The sequence below is a fragment of the Paraburkholderia sp. CI3 genome (assembly GCF_050436505.1).
GTDB lineage: Bacteria > Pseudomonadota > Gammaproteobacteria > Burkholderiales > Burkholderiaceae > Paraburkholderia > Paraburkholderia tuberum.
Genome location: NZ_JBNDMI010000002.1, coordinates 956,731 through 973,845, shown reverse-complemented (window position 1 = coordinate 973,845; position 17,115 = coordinate 956,731). Strand labels below are relative to the sequence as shown.

Genomic DNA, 17,115 nt, shown 5'->3' with positions numbered 1-17,115 from the left:
TGTCCCGCCGTTTCATTCCTTCCGTTCGAACCTCACCGACACGCTGAATGACCGACTCCCAGACTGCCCAAACCACCACGCCCCGGATTCCGGCCGATCAACTGCATGCCTACGTCAGGGCGATCTGGGAGCGGGCGGGCAGTACGCCGCGCGAAGCGGAGCTGGTGGCCGATCATCTGGTGGCAGCGAATCTGACCGGGCACGACTCGCACGGCGTCGGCATGATCCCGCGCTATGTCGAATCGCTCGCCGACCAGCAACTGCAACTGAATCGACACGCCGACGTCGTGAAGGACGCGGGCGCGGTACTGACCGTCGAAGGCGGCAAGGGCTTCGGTCAGGTGATCGCGTTCGAGGCGATGGAGCGGGGCATCGAGCGCGCGCGGCGGCTCGGCGTCTGCGCGGTCGGCATGCGCGGCGCGCATCATATCGGCCGCATCGGGCATTGGGCCGAGCAGTGCGCGCGCGCCGGGCTGGTGTCGTTTCACTTCGTCAACGTGGCGGGCGATCCGCTCGTCGCGCCATTCGGCGGCGCGGACCGGCGCATCGGCACGAATCCGTTCTGCGCCGCTTATCCGCGGCCCGGCAAACCGCCGCTGGTGCTCGACTTCGCGACCAGCACGATCGCGTTCGGCAAGACGCGCGTCGCTTATAACCAGGGCAAGCACACGCCACCCGGCGCGCTGATCGATCACGAAGGCATGCCGACGCTCGAACCGAAAGTCATGCACGAAGCGCCGTTCGGCGCGCTGACGCCGTTCGGTGGCTACAAGGGTTTCGGGCTCGCGGCGATCTGCGAGATTTTCGGCGGTGCGCTGTCGGGCGGCTTCACGACGCATGCGGACACGCTCGGTACCACGCACGCGATCATCAACTGCATGCTATCGGTGATCATCGATCCGACCGCATTCGACGCGCCCGATGCGCAAGCCGAAGCCGATGCGTTCCTCGCGTGGGTGAAGGCGTCGCCGCTCGCGGCGGGCGCGGAGCGCATCTACGAACCCGGCGAGCCCGAGCGCGTGACGCGCGCGCAGCGCGAGGCCGCCGGCATTCCGATCGACGCGGCTACGTGGACGCAAATCCACTCCGCGGCGCGCGCCGTCGGGATGAATGAAGACGAAGTGGGTGGTTGGTCCGCGCGCCTCGGCTGAAGCGCGCGACAGCAGGGCTCAGGCGATCAGCCTGAGCTTGCTGCGCCTATCGAGCAGCCAGCGCTCGAACTCGGTGGCGGGCATCGGCTTCGCGTACAGGAAGCCCTGCACGTAATCGACGCCGAGCCCCTTCATGAAGGCTTCTTCCGCCTCGGTTTCGATCCCTTCGGCGACCACCTGGAAATCGAGCTCCTGCGCGACGGCGACCATCGAGCGCACCAGCGCCTGTGCCTTCATATCCGCGTGGATCGAGCCCGTGAAGCTGCGGTCGAGCTTGATCACGTCGAGCGGAATACGGCCGAGTTGCGACAGCGACGAGTAGCCGGTGCCGAAGTCGTCGAGATGCACCTGCGCGCCGAGTTGGCGGAACTGCTTGATCAGCTCGATCGCGGCCGCTTCGTTTTCGATCAGGCAGCTTTCGGTCAGTTCGAGGTCGACGAGGCATGGATCGAGACTCGCGTGCTGCAATGCCTCGGTGAAATGGCGGACCACGGCTGTATCCGTGAGCTGTCGCGCAGACACGTTGATCGCGACGCGCAGGTCATAGCCGGCCGCTTTCCAGCGGGCCGCCTGTTTCGCTGCGGTTTCCATCACCCAGCGGCCGAGCACGCCGATCAGTCCGGATTCCTCGGCATAACGGATGAATTCCGCCGGCATGATCTGGCCGCGCTCCGGCGAATTCCAGCGCACCAGCGCTTCGGCGCCTTGCACGGCGCCCGTCGCGAGGTTCAGCTTCGGCTGATAGTGCAGCGCCAACTGGCCTTCCTCGAGTCCGCGGCGCAGATTCGTGTCGAGCCACATGAACTCCGCGACGCGGCGATTCATGTCCGGCGAGAACACGCGATGCGTGCGCTTGCCTTCGTCCTTCGCGACGTACATCGCTGTGTCGGCCGAACGGATCAGCGATTCGAGGGTTTCGCCATGCTCGGGCGAACGCGCGATGCCGATCGAGCAGCCGGTATAGACCTCGACGAGCCCGACGGCGAACGGCATGCGCATACGATCGAGAATGCGCTGCGCGGTGTTTTCCAGGTCATGCGCGGAGCCCTTCGCCGCGAGCACGATGAATTCGTCGCCGCCCAGACGCGCGAGCGAGTCGCCCGGATTCAGGCAGTCGCGGATCGCGTCCGACACGTCGCAGATCAGGCGGTCGCCGAACACGTGGCCGTAGTGATCGTTGACCTTCTTGAAGTTGTCGAGATCGAGAAACAGGACGCCGACGGTTTCGCCCGGCGCCGCCAGTTCGATCGCGATCTGGATGCGCTCCTGGATCGCGTTGCGATTGGCGAGGCCAGTGAGCGGGTCGGTGGTGGCCTGCTCGATCAGGCGGTCCTGCGCGAGCCGTTGCTCGGTGATGTCGGTGCCCGAGCAGATCAGGAACTGCTCTTCGATGCCGCTGCCGCTGCGCACGAATTTGTTGCGAAACAGGAACAGCCGTTCGCCGTGCACCGTTTTGATGCGCCGTTCGATCTCGTACGGTTCGCCACGATTGAAAAAATTCGCGCTGACCTCGTTCGAGACCCCGCCGTCGTCGGACGACATGAACAACGTCCAGACGCTGCGGCCGATGATGTCCTCTTCCCTGAGTCCGGTCAGCTCCTCGGCGAGCCGGTTGAAGCGCTGTATCCGGCCGTTCCGGTCGACGATCACGACGACCGAATTGACCTCCGAGACGACCTGTTCAGCGAACGACAGACCGTGCAGTAGCGCTCGCGCGACGGATTCGGTGTCGCCATCGGCCGACGCGGTGCCGCCCCAGCGATGACAATCGAGTTTCTTGCCGACCAGATGCAGTCGCAGCGGCGCGGCGTCCAACTGAACGTCGACGACGACGTGGGAGGTCACGCCGCTCAGCGCGCGGACCTGGGAAGCTTGAGAAGAGGTGAGGGAAATGGCGACGCCGACAGCCGCGTGGCCGTGCGCAGGCACGAGTTCCAGCGTGTCGCTGGCGGCCGCCAGGCGCCAGCAAGGGCTGCTCGTGCCGAACCGCGCGTGAAGCACCTGGTCGTGTAGCTGGTCGCTCATGAAATCCCCGGAGTGTGCCGGCGGTCCCAATCAAGGCGGGCGGCGGCAGACAGTCTTCCTCGTACTAAAGTGAAACTGCCTCATTGTATCTAAGCGTGACAATTCGAGCGAAGAATCATTAACGTTTTGCTAACCATGAGTATGGGCCGGCGCGGCCGCGCGCGGCGCGATTATTACCCGCCAGAACGACGCCACGACGACGTCACTAGAGGCGGCGCGCCAGCAGCGCGCGGGCGCGTTCGCGTTCGGGCGGGTTGGCGTCGAGCGCCGGGTCGAACCGGAACTTGCCGGCCACCAGCGTGGCCGCCACCACGCCGTCGCGATACAGCACGCGGTTTCCGGTCACGGCCGGCACCTTGTCGCCGACCAGCAGCGTGCCGACGAGATTCAGCGGATCGGTCCCAGCAACGCAGATAAGAGCACCGTCGTTCGGCTGCCGGCGCACCTCGCGCAGCAGCGGAATCGCCTCGGGCAGCGCGAACTGCTCGCCCGCGAGTCCGTTGACGAACCGCCCGCCGCGGATCACGCCGCGCGCCTCGAGCCGCTGCAGAACGCGCAGCAGATCGCGCCACGGCGGAAGCCATTCGGCCTCGCGTTCGAGCACGCGCCAGAACACGACACCGTAGCGGCGCAGCAACGTCATTGCGACGTGTTCGAGCGCCTCGGGCGGTAACTGGCGACGCCGTTCGGGTGGATTTTCCGGCGCGGCGGCGGACGGACGGCTTACGAGCGCCCAGCGCCCCGCGTCGTCCATGCCGCCGATCAGCGCGCTCGCTCGCGCGCGCCGGCTGCTGGAAAACGCGTTGCGTTTGGCGACCGGCTTGAGCAACGCGCGCAAGCCCGCGAAGCTGTCGGAGTTCGCGAGGCCGGCCGCGACCAGCTCGCCGAGCGCGTTTTCGAGCTCCATGCGCAGCACGCGCACCTCGGTGAGCAGTTCGTCGAAGAACATCGCGCCGTGTTGCGCGAGGGTGTCGTGCACGCTTTGCGCGAGCGCCGACAACTCGACCTGGCGCGCCGGATCGAGCAGCGCGCGCCACGCACGCAGCTGGACGCGCGGCAGCAGCACGATCGGCGTGCCGCGGACCGGACCGGCGGCGCCGCGCGCCCGCTCGGTCAAGCGGGTCCAGACGATCTTGCCGGCGCGGCATAGCTCATCGAGCGAACTGCTGGTGTAGGCACGCACGCGCGCGGGCAGGAGGTCTTCCTCCCACGCGCCGGCCGCGGCCTGGAAGCCTTCGAGCTGGTCGAGCGCGGCGGCGAGCGCGTCGCGGCCTTCGGCGCGCGACGTCGGCGTCAGATGCTGAGTCATCGGCGTCAGATGCTGCCATTCGAACAGGAAGCGCATGAAGTCGTGCCGCTCGACCGGCTCGATCTCACGCCGCAGCCGCCTCACCGTGTAGCGGTGGATGCGTGCGAGCAGGTGTCGTTCGCACCATTCCTCGTCGCTCGTGTGCGGCGTGAAGCGGCCGCGCAACAGATAGCCTTCGGCTTCGAGCCGGATCAGCGCCTGTTCGATCCGGTCGGCCGGCAAACCGAGCGGACGCGCGATCGCCTCGATCGTCAGCGGGCCGAAGCCGGTCAGCCGCGCGCGCAACACGTCGACGAGCGCGTCGTCGGCGCTCCAGCTCTCGGTGTAGCCCTTCGGGGCGCTCAGCGGCGGTGTGTAGCGATTGCGCGCGATGCCGGGGTACAGCGCTTCGAAACAGGTGAGGCGTTCGGCGGGCAGCCACAGTGCGCTGTCGCTGGCGTTGTCGTTGCCCGTGCTCGCGTTGGCTTGCGCGGCCAGCGGCAAGCGCGTCGCCCGGCCGGCTTTCGCCAACGCCGCAAGCAGCGTCGGCCAATCCTCGTGCGCGAGCGCCTCGGCCCCGGTGATGCACGCGAGGCCCGTCAGCGCTTCGTGCATTTCGTCGGCGTTGCGCGCCTGCGGCCACGCCTCGTCGCGCACGCTGTCGATCGCGGCGGCGTCGAGCGCACCAAGATCGTCGGCGCTTTCAGGGTCCGTCCAGCGGCGGTTCAGCACCGCCTGGGTGCGGCGCTCCTCGATCGGCGCGTCGTCGAGATACGCGTAGGGCTTCGCGGTCAGGATTTCGGCGGCGAGCGGCGACGGCGCCGGCAGATCACGCGCGACGAGCCGCAACTCGCCGCGCTCGATGCGGCGCAGCAGCGCGAGCCAGCGTTCGCTGTCCATCGCGTCGTGCAGACAGTCGTCGATGGTTTGGTCGACTAAGGGATGGCGCGGCACCTCGCGTTCGCCGACGACGTTCTCCAGACACGCGGCCTGCTCGGGAAACACGCTTGCGAGCAGATCCTCGCTGCGCATGCGCTGCAGTTGCGGCGCGGTCTTGCGGCCGCCCGTGTAGCGCGGCAGGCCGAGCGCGGTCGTCGCGTTCCAGCGCCAGCGCACGCCGAACAATGGCGCATCGAGCAGTGCCTGGATCAGCAGATGTTCGGCGCTGTTCGAGTGCAGATAGCGCCAGACCTCGTCGAGCACGAACGAATGGCTGCCGGTCAGCGACAGCACGATCGCGTCTTCGGTGGCGGCGGCCTGCAACTCGAAGTTGAAGCCGCGGCAGAAGCGCTTGCGCAGCGTGAGCCCCCACGGGCGGTTGACGCGGCTGCCGAACGGCGAGTGGATCACGAGCTGGGTGCCGCCCGATTCGTCGAAGAAGCGCTCCATCACCAGCGTGCTTTGCGTCGGCAGTACGCCGAGCGCGGCGCGCGCACGCGCCAGGTATTCGACGATCTGGCGCGCGGCGGACTCGTCGAGCGCGAGCTCGTCGGCAAGCCTGGCGATGGCGCGGTCGAGGCGCGCGGCCGTGGGTTCGGCTTCGCTCGCGGGCAACGTGGCTGCGGCGGTTGCGGACGCCGTTGTGGTCTGCGTCGCGCTCTGCGCCACGGCAGCTTTGGCTTTGCGTCCTCTCTTTGCCGCGGATTTCGCGGGCGTTGCGGCTGCTTCGAATTGCGCCGCGGCGATTGGCACCGACGCAACCGCGTGTGACGCCGGCTCGCCCTCCGTCAGCAAACGCTCGACCTGCTCCCGCAATCTCGTGACCGCGAAAGACAGCTCGTCGCTGCGCCCCGGCGCCTCGCCGAGCCAGAACGGAATGTTCGGCGGTTGCCCTTGTGCGTCCTCGACCCGCACCCGGCCACTCTCGATTCGCAGAATCCGATACGACGCGTTGCCGAGCTGGAACACATCGCCGGCGAGGCTTTCGACCGCGAAGTCCTCGTTGACGGTGCCGATATTGATCGCCTGCGGTTCGAGCACGACGGCGTAATCGGCGTTTTCGGGGATCGTGCCGCCCGACGTTACGGCGACCAGCTTGCCGCCGCGCCGGCCGCGCAGCGTGCCGCTTACCGCATCGCGATGCACGTACGCGGCGCGCGGACCGTGGCGGCTCGTGTAGCCCTCGGCGAGCATGCGCAGCACCGCGTCGTATTGCTCGCGCGCCAGATCCGCGTACGGCGCTGCGCGCCGCAGCATGTCGAACAGCGCATCCTCGCTCCACTCGGCGCTCGACACTTCCGCGACGATCTGTTGCGCGAGCACGTCGAGCGGCGCGCGCGGGATGCGTAGCGCATCGAGTTCGCCACGCCGCACGCAATCGAGCAGCGCCGCGCATTCGAGCAGGTCGTCGCGCGAGGCTGGAAAGAGCCGCCCCTTCGGCATGCCGCCGACGTGGTGGCCCGAGCGGCCGACGCGTTGCAGGAACGGCGCGATCGCGCGTGGCGAACCCATCTGGCAGATGAGGTCGACGTCGCCGATATCGATGCCGAGTTCGAGCGAAGCGGTCGCGATCAGCACGCGCAGTTCGCCGCGTTTCAGGCGCTGTTCGGCGTCGAAACGATGTTCTTTCGCGAGACTGCCGTGATGCGCGGCGACCGCGTCCTTGCCGAGCCGCTCGGTCAGATGACGCGCGGCGCGCTCGGCCATCCGCCGCGTGTTGACGAAGATCAGCGTCGTGCGGTGCTGCGCGACCAGCTCGGCGAGCCGGTCGTAGACGCGCTCCCACACTTCGTTGGCCATCACCGCTTCGAGCGGCACCGGCGGGATCTCGAGCGCGAGGTCGCGCGCGCGGACGTGGCCGACGTCGATCACCGCGCACTCGGCCGGTACGTCGCTCTCGAGGCTCGCGCCGCCGACCAGAAACCGCGCGACCGCGCTGACCGGCTTTTGCGTCGCCGACAGCCCGATGCGCGGCAGGCGCCGGGCGCAGAGGGCGTCGAGCCGTTCGAGGCTCAGCGCGAGATGACTGCCGCGCTTGCTGCCGGCGAGCGCATGAATCTCATCGACGATCACCGTGCGCACCGTCGCCAGCATGCGGCGGCCAGAATCCGAGCCGAGCAGCACGTACAGCGACTCGGGCGTCGTCACGAGAATGTGCGGCGCGCGCTTTTTCAACGCATTGCGTTCCTGCTGCGTGGTGTCGCCGGTGCGCACCGCGGTGCGAATGTCGAGCGGCGGCAGGCCGAGCCTGTCGAGTTCGGCGGCGATGCCTTGCAGCGGCAGTTGCAGATTCAGGCGGATGTCGTTCGAAAGCGCCTTCAGCGGCGACACGTAGACGACCAGCGTTTCGTCGGGCAGCGTGCCGCCGTTCGCGAGGCCTTGCGAGACCAGGTCGTTCAGCGCGGACAGGAATGCGGTCAGCGTCTTGCCGGAGCCCGTCGGCGCGGCGACCAGCGTCGAGCGGCCGCTACGGATCTGCGGCCACGCGGCGGCTTGTGCGTCGGTCGGGGCGGCGAAGGTTTGCTGGAACCAGTTGGCGACGGCTGGGTGAAAGCCGTCGAGCGCCTGCTGGGCTGGCGGTAAGGCTGGCGCGGCGGCGCGCGCCGCGCTCGCGGTGGAGCGGGCCTTGCGGGAGCGGGGCGCCGCGTCGAGTGCGGCGGAAGTCTTTGCCGAAGTCATGCTTGTGCAGATGAGGGCGGCGCGGGGGATATCCAGTCGGCACCGGGCAATGTCGACCGTTTTGGGGTTGTGGGTCATTCCACGCTGACGGCGCAATAGCCGTCAGTCTCGCAGGTTTTCGCCGCTCGTGCGCGGCGCATCGGGCTTCGCGCCGCTGCTGGAATTCGTAGTCTTTTGCGGCGTGTGTGCCACTCCTACCAACCTCCGCCGATTGCAGTACGCTTGACGACTCTTCCTGCACCCACGATGGAGCGTCGACGATGCGATATAACCAGTTGGGCCGTACCGGTGTGTTTGTTTCAGAGTTGTGTTTGGGCACGATGACCTTCGGCGGTGGCGAAGGCATCTGGCGGCAGATCGGCGATCTGCAGCAGAACGACGCGGAGCGGCTGGTCGGCCGGGCGCTCGACACGGGCATCAATTTCATCGACACCGCCGACGTTTACGCGGGCGGCCTGTCCGAGCAGATCACCGGCCAGGCGCTGAAGAATCTGCAAGTACCGCGCGACAAGGTCGTGATCGCGACCAAGGTGTTCGGCCAAACCGGCGAGTTCGCAAACGCGCGCGGCGCGTCGCGCTATCACATCCTCGACGGCATCAAGGCGAGCCTGAAGCGTCTCCAACTCGATCACGTCGACCTGTATCAGATCCACGGTTTCGATCCGGCCACGCCGATCGAAGAAACCGTGCGCGCGCTCGATACGCTCGTGCAGCACGGCCACGTGCGCTACGTCGGCGTGTCGAACTGGGCCGCGTGGCAGATCGCGAAGGCGCTCGGCATCGCCGAGCGGCTCGGCACCGCGCGCTTCGAAACGCTGCAGGCGTATTACACGCTCGCGGGCCGCGATCTCGAACGCGAACTCGTGCCGATGCTGCAAAGCGAAGGCCTCGGCCTGATGGTGTGGAGTCCGCTCGCGGGTGGTTTGCTGAGCGGCAAATACGGACGCGAGCAGCAGGCCGAAGCGGGCAGCCGTCGCACGAACTTCGATTTTCCGCCTGTCGATCGCGAGCGCGCGTATGACTGCATCGACGTGATGCGCGAAATCGCTGTAGCGAAAAACGTCTCGGTCGCGCAGATCGCGCTGGCGTGGCTGCTGCATCAGCGTGTCGTCAGCACGGTCATCGTCGGCGCGAAGAAAATCGAGCAGCTCGACGACAACATCGCGGCGACCAACGTCGCGCTATCCGCCGATGAGCTCGCGAAGCTGGCCGAAGTCAGCGCGCTGCCGGCGGAGTACCCCGGCTGGATGCTGGAGCGGCAGGGCGAGCAACGCCGGCAGCAGCTGGCCGAGGTTCGGCACGTCGTGCAGCGATAACGCGACGGCGTACTCGCGTTCGCCCTGGAAGCCCGAATCTTCATCGATGGGCCGCGCGAGTTTCATGCTCGCGCGCGGTCCTGAGGCGGTCGACTGGAAAAACCGCCAACTCGTGAAGACGATCCACCGCTCTCAGGTTCTCCGCGGCCATTTCGTTTCGGCACTCGCTCAGGTCTCGACGTCCGCGAGACTGAAAGTCTCCGTCTTGTCGTTGTACGAGAAGATTTCCGCGTAACGACCCAGCGCATCAAGAACGAAGCAGTTCCCGGTTTGCGCACGACGATTCAGTTCTGAGGAACGGTCACCAGGCTGGTAGGCGTTTGATCGATCGCTGCAACAAGGGCCGCGCGCCGCATCGCCGGACATGATCGGTCGATGCGGCACGTAAGGACGGACGATGAATTAGCAATCGCTGCGTCTAATCAGCAGTCTCGCTTACCCCTGCGTATGCGCGGCGACCGCGTCCAGCGTGCGCGCCGAGTACACCAGCGTCGCGCCCGCGTTGATCGCCATCGCGACGCCGAGCGCTTCGGCGATTTCCTCACGGGTCGCGCCGTGCTTCAGCGCCTCGGCCGTATGGACCGTGATACAGCCGTCACAGCGCAGGCTGACCGCTACCGCGAGCGCAATCAGCTCGCGCGTTTTCGCGCCGAGCAGATCGGTCTTCTGACCGGCGCTCGACATCGCCTGATACGCCTTCACGCTTTCGGGCGCGAGCTTCGACATTTCGCCGATACGGCCGAACAGTTCCTTGCGGTAATCGATCCAGTTCAACATGGCAGTGCTCCTTGGTCCGTTGCGCGCCGGCGGTTGCCGGCGTCGTGGGACAAAGTATTGCGCCGCGCCGCGATATCCTGAATACTCATTCGACTCAACTTTTAGCGCGCTCGTCTCATGGACACGCTCAGTCGCCTGATCGACCTTGCCCGGCCGCAAGCGAGTCTCGATCTTCGCTGCCTGCTATCAGGCGCATTCGACATCGATCACGCGCCGCTGGAGGCGGGCGTTGCGCCGTTTCATCTGGTGCTCGACGGCAGCTGTGTGATCGAGACCGCCGCCGGCGAGCCGCTCGAATTGCAGGCCGGCGATTTCATGCTGTTTCCGCGTGGCGCCGCGCATCGCATGCGCGACGTAAAGCGCTCGGCGGGTGGCCTGCCGTTGACGCTCGGGCATGACGGCATGCTGCCGGTGCGGCGCAACGATGGCCACGAAACCACTGCCACGGCCGCGCACGCGCCCAACGACACCGCGATTCATGACGGTGTCGATCTGCTGTGCGGCCGCTTCGTCTATGCACCCGGTTCATCGGCGCTGCTGCTCAATGTGCTGCCCGATCCGCTGCACGTATCGCTCGGGGACGCGCAAACGCTCGATGCGTTGCAGGCGGTGATCACTCTGATGCGCGGCGAAGCGGAGCGGCGTCAGCCTGGCGCGCTCGCGATCGTGACGGCCTTGAGCCACGCGCTGTTCGCGATGGCACTGCGCGTGCACGGCGAGCGCAATGCGAACGGCACCGGGATGCTCGCGTTGCTGACGGACGCACGCCTCGGCGCATCGGTGCAGGCCATGCTCGACGCGCCCGAACGCGCATGGACGATCTCTGAACTCGGCGAGCGCGCGGCGATGTCGCGCGCGACATACGCGCGCCACTTCAACGAGCGCGCGGGCGTGACCGTGATGGATTTTCTGACGCAGATCCGCATGGCGATCGCCAGCGATCTGCTGTTGCGCACACAACGCAGCGCGGCGGACATCGGCGAGGCGGTCGGCTATCAATCGGAGGCGGCGTTCGGCAAGGCGTTCGCGCAAAGCGTCGGTGTGACGCCGGGACGTTACCGGCGCCGCACACCAACGGACGATGCTCTGGATGACTGACTAAAGACTCAACGCGTGGGCGATTCTATCTGGGCGGTCCGCCCTTGCTGAACGCGCGCCTTTCGAGCGACGCCATGAGTCGCGCGACCACGAGCGCGCAGACCGTGCCGAGCGTCACTTCGGCAAGCCGCAGAAAGGCCTTGTCCCACGCCGGGCCGATGCCTGGCGCCAGCAGCATGATCGTCGCGGTGATGCCGCCGAGGCGCGCTGCGCTGCCGACGTTGACGACCCAGCAGATCAGGATCGCGACCGCCACGGTCGCCGCGTACGCGGCAAAATGGCCGCCGCCCGCGAGCGTGCCGATCAGCCCGCAAATACCGCCGACCATCGCACCGATGAACTGGTCGCGCGACAGCTTGCGGGTGTCGATATAACTATGCTGGCTCACCGCGATCGCGGTGATCGCGGCCCAGAACGCCTGCTCGGTGTGCAGCGTGCGACCGATGCCGAACGCGAGGCTCGCGCCCGCCACGGCCTGCACGGCCATGAAGCCGCCCTCGATCAAGCGGTCGCCGAGCGGCAGCGTCTTCAGGAAAGCGAACAGCGCATCGGCGGCGTGCGTGCGCGAGGAAGGGCTTGAATCGTCGGACGGAGTCATCGGATGAAGGCGGCTCGGCGGGGCAGGGGGTGCCGTATTCTAGCGGCTCCGCTTCACGCTTCCACTGCTAGCTAGATCGTGCCGAACAGCGCACGCGGCCGGTCGCGCAGCGTGTGCGCGAGAATCAGCAGGCCACGCGTCAACTGCTCGCGCGACTCGGCGCAAGCGAGGTTGATGCGCACGCCGTGCTCGACCGTCGAGCGATCGACCGCGAACGCGGATGCGGGCATCGTGTTGACCCCGCGCGCGAGCGCGTTTGCCGCGAAGTCGTCCGAGCGCCACGGCGGCGGCACGCGCAACCACACGAACATGCATGCGGGGTCGCTCTTCAGATGCTCGGCGGGCAATAGTTCGCGCGCGATCTCCTGGCGCGCGCGCAACTCGGCGCGCTGCGCGTCGAGGATCGTCTGCGCGGTGCCGTCCTCGATCCAGCGTGTCGCGATCAGCGTCGACAGCGGCGCAGGCATCCATGCGGTCGTTCGCACCGCTTCCGCGGCCAGCGCCGCGCCATGCGGCGGCGTGCGCAGATAGCCGATGCGTAGACCCGGCGCGAGGACCTTCGACGTCGACGTGATGTGGAAGGTCAGCTCCGGGCACAGGCTCGCGATCGTCGGCAGGCGCGCTTGCAGCAGCGGACCGTACACGTCGTCCTCGATGATGACGATGTGATGCCGACGCGCGATGTCGGCGAGCGCCGCGCGACGGGCGAGGCTCATCGTCACGACGGTCGGGTTCTGCAGATTCGGCACCGTGAAGATCGCCTTCACGCGCCGATGCCGGCAGACGTCTTCGAGACGCTCGGGCAGCAGCCCTTCGTCGTCGCTCGGAATGCCGACGAGTTCGAACTGAAACACCGGCGCAAGGGCTTTCAGCCCATAGTAGGTCAGCTGATCCGACAGGATCACGCCTTCTTGACCCATCAAGCTGCTCAGCACCGCATACAGGCCATGCTGTGCCCCGCTCGTGACGACCACGCTGTCGGCGCCGGGAGTGAAGCCGGGCGCGGCGAGCCATTGCGCGCCCGCGGCCCGCGCCCATTCGGGGCCTTGCGGCGGCTGATATTCCTGGGTCTCCGGATAGCGGGGATCGTGCGCAATTTGCGCCATCGTCCGCGCGAGTTGTGTGAGGAATTCACCGGTGGCAGGCCGGTTCACGGTCAGATCGAGCACGGCGTTCGCGTTGGGTTTGCCGTTTGCCGACGTGTTGTCGCTGCGGGCATGCACGGCAGGCATGGCGCCGCCGGTGACGATCGAGCCGCGCCGCTTGCTCGCGACGATCAGCCCACGCGTCTGTAGCTCCTTGTACGCGCGCGACACGGTCGAGACATTCAGGCCCAGCTCCAACGCAAGCTCGCGCTGCGGCGGCAGGCGGCTGCCCGGCGGGTAGAGACCGCTGCGGACTTTTTCCTCGAGGCTGCGCGACACTTCGAGATAAGTCGGCTGACGCCCCTTTGTCTGGAGAACGTCTTCACCGTTTGTGTGGTCAATTGCGCTTTTCATCCAGCGTGAATCTCCATACAAAAACTCGTTCGTCCGTGCCGGACAAGCCAATACTAAACCCGTTTGTCGTCGGCTTGCCAAGCGGAAGTACGTCGCCCTGCACGATGCCCGCCCGTTTCGCTCGGGGAAAGTACCTAAGTCCACACAAAGCCAAATTAATTGCGCACAAAAAAACTTTGTGTGAGTATTAAAGCATGATTTGTATGGCGCTGTGTCGAAAGGCGACGCGCAACTGTAGTACAGGAGGGACGGTTGTGACAGAACAGGAGAGCACGCTCCTGCCGGTCGGTGCGTCCGGTGCAGGTTCGGGTCGGGCGGCCGGTTCGGCCGGCCGGCGAACGCGATGAGCGAAGTCGCCGTGCTGGGCGCCGGCTTCATCGGCCTGTCGTGCGCCTACTGGCTGATGCGCGACGGTCACCACGTCACGCTGTTCGACACGCTCGGTCCGGGCGAGGCCACGTCATACGGCAATGCGGGCACGTTCGCCAACTACGGCTGCATTCCGGTGAACAACCCGGCGGTGTTCCGCAATCTGCCGCGTTTCCTGTTTTCGCCGACGAGTCCGCTGCGGATTCGCTGGCGCTATCTGCCCCAACTCGCGCCGTGGCTTGCGCGCTTTCTGTGCGCGTCGATGCCGCATCGCTACGAGCACAGCGCGCAGGCGCTGGCGAGCCTGCTGTCGCGCGCGTTCGACGGCTATCGCGAGATGCTCGAGAGCGACGACCTGTCGCGCTTCGTGCGGCCCCGCGAATGCCTGTACCTGTATTCGAATGCGGCGTCGTTCGAGGCGGCCCAGCCGTCGCTCGCATTGCGCCGGGCGCTCGGCGTGAGCTTCGAAAACTTCGACCGCGCGGGCATCGCAGCACTCGAACCGAATCTCGCGCCGATCTTTGCGCACGGCACGTTGTTCAACGGCAGTTGGTTCCTCAGCGATCCGCGCGGCTTCTTGCAGGCGCTGCATGCGGCGCTGCTCGCACGCGGTCTCACGCATGAGCGCAGCGCGGTTCGTACGCTCGTGCCGGGCGCCACCAGCGTGCGCATCGTCGACGACACGGGTCGCGCCCACGACGCCGCGCGGGTGGTCGTCTGTGCCGGCGCGTTTTCGGGCCGCTTCGCGCGCCAATGCGGCGACCGCGTACCGCTCGATACCGAACGCGGCTATCACGTGCGTTTTCCCGGCACGTCGTCGCTGATTTCGCGGCCGTGCGGCTGGGCCGAGCGCGGCTTCTACATGGTGCCGATGGACGGCGGCATCCGCGCGGCGGGCACCGTCGAGCTCGGCGGCTATGGACCGCAGCGCAATGCCGCGCTGCTCGATCTGATCACGCGCTCCGCGCAGCACGCGCTGCCGCAATTGCCGCAACCGGATAGCGACTGGCTCGGTTTCCGTCCGAGCCTGCCCGACGGCCTGCCGGTCGTCGGGCCGTCGAGCGGGTCGCCACGTGTCGTCTACGCGTTCGGTCATCAGCATCTGGGCGTCACGCTGGGCGGCGTGACGGGCAGCGTCGTCGCCGATCTGGTGGCGGGGCGCGTGCCGCCGGTCGATCTCGCGCCATATAGCCCGCGTCGTTTTTAACCACCGCAACTGCTGCACGGAAGAGGACGGACATCATGAAACGCAGAAACCTGGTTGTCGCACTCGCCCTTGGGATGTTGTGTGCCCATGCGCCGTCGTACGGCGCCGAGCCGCAAATCGTCAAGATTGGCTTCGTCGGACCGCTGACCGGGCCCGTCGCGCGGGTCGGCAAGGATCTGCAGAACGGCGCGCAGCTCGCGGTGGACGAAGCGAACGCGAAGCATCCCATGATCGGCGGCAAACCCGTCAAATACGTGCTCGACGTGCAGGACGATCTGGCCGATCCCCGCATCGCGATCCAGGTCGCGCAGAAGCTCGTCGACGACGGCGTGGTCGGCGTGATTGGCCATTACAACTCGGGCTGCAGCATTCCGGCCTCGTCCGTCTATCACACGGCCAACGTCGCGATGATCACGCCTGGCTCGACGAATCCGGCGCTCACCGCGCAGGGTTTCGCGAACGTGTTTCGCACGATGGGGCACGACGGCGTGGGCGGTGTGATCGCGGGCGAGTTCGCGGTGCAGCAGTTGAAGGCGAAGCGCATCGGCATCATCGACGACCGCACCGCGTTCGGCCAGGGCCTCGCCGATGCGTTCGAGAAGGGCGCGAAGCAGGCGAACGGCAATATCGTCGATCGCGAGTTCACCAACGACAAGGCGGTCGATCTGCGCGCGATCCTGACTTCGTTGAAGCAGAAAAACGTCGATCTGATTTTCTTCGGCGGGCTCGACGAACAGGGCGCGATGCTGGTCAAGCAGATGCGCTCGCTCGGCATGCGCGCGCAACTGTTTGGCGCGGGCGCGCTGAAGAGCAACGCGTTCCTGCAGATTGCGGGCAACGCGGGCGAAGGTACGCGCGATCTCGAGCCCGGTCCGGCGCTCGACAAGCTGCCGTCCGCGCAGGAGTTCGGCAAGCGCTACAAGGCGCGCTTCAATCAGGATGTCGAGCTTTATGCGCCGTTCGCATATGACGCCGCGCTGGCGATGATTCAGGCGATCCAGGACGCGGACTCGCTCGATCGCGCCAGGATCGTTGCGGCTTTTCCAAAAGTGAACGTGACTGGCGTGACGGGGAAAATCGCGTTCGATCCGCATGGAGATCTGATCAAGCCGCCTTATACGCTGTTCGAGGTACAGCAGGGGCAGTGGAAGAGTCAGCGGACCGTTGGCGGCAGTGGGGTGTGAGCGTTGTTCAGACCGTGCAGGCTGTCAGCAGCGCGCGTTCACCGGCGAGGCGATCCGCTTCTCGACATCCGACGATTCGATCGCGGCGATCAAGGACGGCCGCGTGCAACCGGGCAAGGTCGTCGTGAGGCGCGGCGCAGCGTGCGCCCGGCCGATGCCGTCAATTTTGGGCAATTGACTTCGCTGTCAACTTCGACCTCAACTGACATCAGCACGCACAAAGCGACGTAACGTCGCTTTCCATCGCGCTGACCACGACCAACAGCAGCCTCGCTTCCCTGTCCACCGGCCTCGGCGACGCGGTCCACTACGACGACCCATCCCACACGAAAATCACGCTCGGCGGCGCGGGTTCGTCGGCGCTCGGCGCGAATGCGGTTGCGGCCGCGCCCAACTTGGTCGCGCTCGGTGCGGGCTCCGCCGCCAGCGACGCGAACTCGGTGTCGATCGGCTCGCTCGGTCACGAACGGACGATCTCGAACGTCGCGCCGGGCGTCAGTCCGACCGACGCGGTGAACATGCAGCGGTTGGACTCGGTTCAGCAGGGGGTGAACGCGGTGGCGCGCCAGGCCTATTCAGACATCGCCGGCGCGACCGCGTTGACGATGATCCCGGACGTCGACCCCGGCAAGACCCTCTCAGTTGGAATCGGCTCGGGCAACTACAAGGGCTACACGGCCGTTGCAATCGGCTTTTCCGCGCGGGTGACCGCCAACCTGAAGGTCAAGGGCGGCGTCGGTACGAGCGCGACGGGGAAACCGGCTGTATGTCCGCGACGATCCCGATCCATTACCGCCGCCGACGCGCGGCCGGATGCTCGCGCGCCAGATCGAATCACTGATAAGGGGGGGTGATCGTGCAATATGACCCCCCCCTTCGAAAACACAATCCCCCCTCCCAAAGGGGGGCGATTTGAAAAGCGACTGGCTCTATCGTTCTTCTCGAAATTCACAAGGCATACGGGGCCGGCGCCGCTGGCCGCTCA

The 17,115-nt window shown here is 66.7% G+C and carries 13 protein-coding genes; 6 read left to right on the top strand and 7 right to left on the bottom strand.

All coding sequences use genetic code 11. The features are described 5' to 3' along the window. Nucleotides 1–47 precede the first annotated feature (47 nt). The gene (locus OKW29_RS07310; RefSeq protein ID WP_429290517.1) at nucleotides 48–1,151 is read left to right on the top strand and encodes a malate/lactate/ureidoglycolate dehydrogenase; all 1,104 of its coding nucleotides are present in this window, start codon (nucleotides 48–50) and stop codon (nucleotides 1,149–1,151) included. A gap of 18 nt (nucleotides 1,152–1,169) precedes the next feature. On the opposite strand, the gene pdeR is transcribed toward OKW29_RS07310, so the two are convergent. After that, a complete protein-coding gene (gene pdeR / locus OKW29_RS07305) occupies nucleotides 1,170–3,176 on the bottom strand; it encodes a cyclic di-GMP phosphodiesterase (RefSeq protein WP_429290516.1) in 2,007 nt (668 codons plus the stop codon). Between the two features lie 205 nt (nucleotides 3,177–3,381). Next, nucleotides 3,382–8,082 carry a DEAD/DEAH box helicase gene (locus OKW29_RS07300; protein ID WP_429290515.1) on the bottom strand — a complete coding sequence of 1,567 codons (4,701 nt, stop codon included), beginning with the start codon at nucleotides 8,080–8,082 and terminating at the stop codon, nucleotides 3,382–3,384. A gap of 260 nt (nucleotides 8,083–8,342) precedes the next feature. Here OKW29_RS07300 and OKW29_RS07295 point away from each other — a divergent pair, with 260 nt between their 5' ends. Continuing rightward, a complete protein-coding gene (locus OKW29_RS07295; protein WP_429290514.1) occupies nucleotides 8,343–9,398 on the top strand; it encodes an aldo/keto reductase in 1,056 nt (351 codons plus the stop codon). A 168-nt stretch (nucleotides 9,399–9,566) separates the two neighbouring features. Here the strand turns inward: OKW29_RS07295 and OKW29_RS07290 are convergent, their stop codons facing one another. After that, the gene (locus OKW29_RS07290; RefSeq protein ID WP_184039793.1) at nucleotides 9,567–9,764 is read right to left on the bottom strand and encodes a hypothetical protein; all 198 of its coding nucleotides are present in this window, start codon (nucleotides 9,762–9,764) and stop codon (nucleotides 9,567–9,569) included. A gap of 69 nt (nucleotides 9,765–9,833) precedes the next feature. Continuing rightward, nucleotides 9,834–10,175: a carboxymuconolactone decarboxylase family protein gene (locus OKW29_RS07285; RefSeq protein WP_184009880.1), complete on the bottom strand. Its 342-nt coding sequence runs from the start codon at nucleotides 10,173–10,175 to the stop codon at nucleotides 9,834–9,836. A gap of 117 nt (nucleotides 10,176–10,292) precedes the next feature. Here OKW29_RS07285 and OKW29_RS07280 point away from each other — a divergent pair, with 117 nt between their 5' ends. Then, the gene (locus OKW29_RS07280) at nucleotides 10,293–11,273 is read left to right on the top strand and encodes a cupin domain-containing protein (protein WP_429290513.1); all 981 of its coding nucleotides are present in this window, start codon (nucleotides 10,293–10,295) and stop codon (nucleotides 11,271–11,273) included. A gap of 25 nt (nucleotides 11,274–11,298) precedes the next feature. Here OKW29_RS07280 and OKW29_RS07275 read toward each other — a convergent pair whose 3' ends face one another. Both OKW29_RS07275 and OKW29_RS07270 read right to left on the bottom strand, forming a co-directional pair. Further along, nucleotides 11,299–11,871, bottom strand: a complete 573-nt coding sequence (locus tag OKW29_RS07275; RefSeq protein WP_184039715.1) for an FUSC family protein — start codon at nucleotides 11,869–11,871, stop codon at nucleotides 11,299–11,301. Between the two features lie 71 nt (nucleotides 11,872–11,942). Next, nucleotides 11,943–13,370 carry a PLP-dependent aminotransferase family protein gene (locus tag OKW29_RS07270; RefSeq protein WP_429290512.1) on the bottom strand — a complete coding sequence of 476 codons (1,428 nt, stop codon included), beginning with the start codon at nucleotides 13,368–13,370 and terminating at the stop codon, nucleotides 11,943–11,945. Nucleotides 13,371–13,713: 343 nt separating this feature from the next. On the opposite strand from OKW29_RS07270, the gene OKW29_RS07265 reads away from it, so the two are divergent. After that, a complete protein-coding gene (locus OKW29_RS07265) occupies nucleotides 13,714–14,946 on the top strand; it encodes an NAD(P)/FAD-dependent oxidoreductase (RefSeq protein WP_429290511.1) in 1,233 nt (410 codons plus the stop codon). Nucleotides 14,947–14,981: 35 nt separating this feature from the next. Further along, on the top strand, nucleotides 14,982–16,130 hold the full coding sequence (locus tag OKW29_RS07260; protein ID WP_429290510.1) for a branched-chain amino acid ABC transporter substrate-binding protein: 1,149 nt from the start codon (nucleotides 14,982–14,984) through the stop codon (nucleotides 16,128–16,130). A gap of 24 nt (nucleotides 16,131–16,154) precedes the next feature. Here the strand turns inward: OKW29_RS07260 and OKW29_RS07255 are convergent, their stop codons facing one another. Continuing rightward, nucleotides 16,155–16,304 carry a hypothetical protein gene (locus tag OKW29_RS07255; RefSeq protein ID WP_429290509.1) on the bottom strand — a complete coding sequence of 50 codons (150 nt, stop codon included), beginning with the start codon at nucleotides 16,302–16,304 and terminating at the stop codon, nucleotides 16,155–16,157. Nucleotides 16,305–16,525: 221 nt separating this feature from the next. On the opposite strand from OKW29_RS07255, the gene OKW29_RS07250 reads away from it, so the two are divergent. Next, nucleotides 16,526–16,984 carry a YadA-like family protein gene (locus OKW29_RS07250; protein ID WP_429290508.1) on the top strand — a complete coding sequence of 153 codons (459 nt, stop codon included), beginning with the start codon at nucleotides 16,526–16,528 and terminating at the stop codon, nucleotides 16,982–16,984. Nucleotides 16,985–17,115 lie beyond the last annotated feature (131 nt).

Excerpts from the sequence above, each read along its gene's own strand:
- OKW29_RS07310 (WP_429290517.1), top strand. The coding sequence starts at position 48 with ATGACCGACTCCCAGACTGCCCAAACCACCACGCCCCGGATTCCGGCC.
- pdeR (WP_429290516.1), bottom strand. The coding sequence starts at position 3,176 with ATGAGCGACCAGCTACACGACCAGGTGCTTCACGCGCGGTTCGGCACG.
- OKW29_RS07300 (WP_429290515.1), bottom strand. The coding sequence starts at position 8,082 with ATGACTTCGGCAAAGACTTCCGCCGCACTCGACGCGGCGCCCCGCTCC.
- OKW29_RS07295 (WP_429290514.1), top strand. The coding sequence starts at position 8,343 with ATGCGATATAACCAGTTGGGCCGTACCGGTGTGTTTGTTTCAGAGTTG.
- OKW29_RS07290 (WP_184039793.1), bottom strand. The coding sequence starts at position 9,764 with ATGTCCGGCGATGCGGCGCGCGGCCCTTGTTGCAGCGATCGATCAAAC.
- OKW29_RS07285 (WP_184009880.1), bottom strand. The coding sequence starts at position 10,175 with ATGTTGAACTGGATCGATTACCGCAAGGAACTGTTCGGCCGTATCGGC.
- OKW29_RS07280 (WP_429290513.1), top strand. The coding sequence starts at position 10,293 with ATGGACACGCTCAGTCGCCTGATCGACCTTGCCCGGCCGCAAGCGAGT.
- OKW29_RS07275 (WP_184039715.1), bottom strand. The coding sequence starts at position 11,871 with ATGACTCCGTCCGACGATTCAAGCCCTTCCTCGCGCACGCACGCCGCC.
- OKW29_RS07270 (WP_429290512.1), bottom strand. The coding sequence starts at position 13,370 with ATGAAAAGCGCAATTGACCACACAAACGGTGAAGACGTTCTCCAGACA.
- OKW29_RS07265 (WP_429290511.1), top strand. The coding sequence starts at position 13,714 with ATGAGCGAAGTCGCCGTGCTGGGCGCCGGCTTCATCGGCCTGTCGTGC.
- OKW29_RS07260 (WP_429290510.1), top strand. The coding sequence starts at position 14,982 with ATGAAACGCAGAAACCTGGTTGTCGCACTCGCCCTTGGGATGTTGTGT.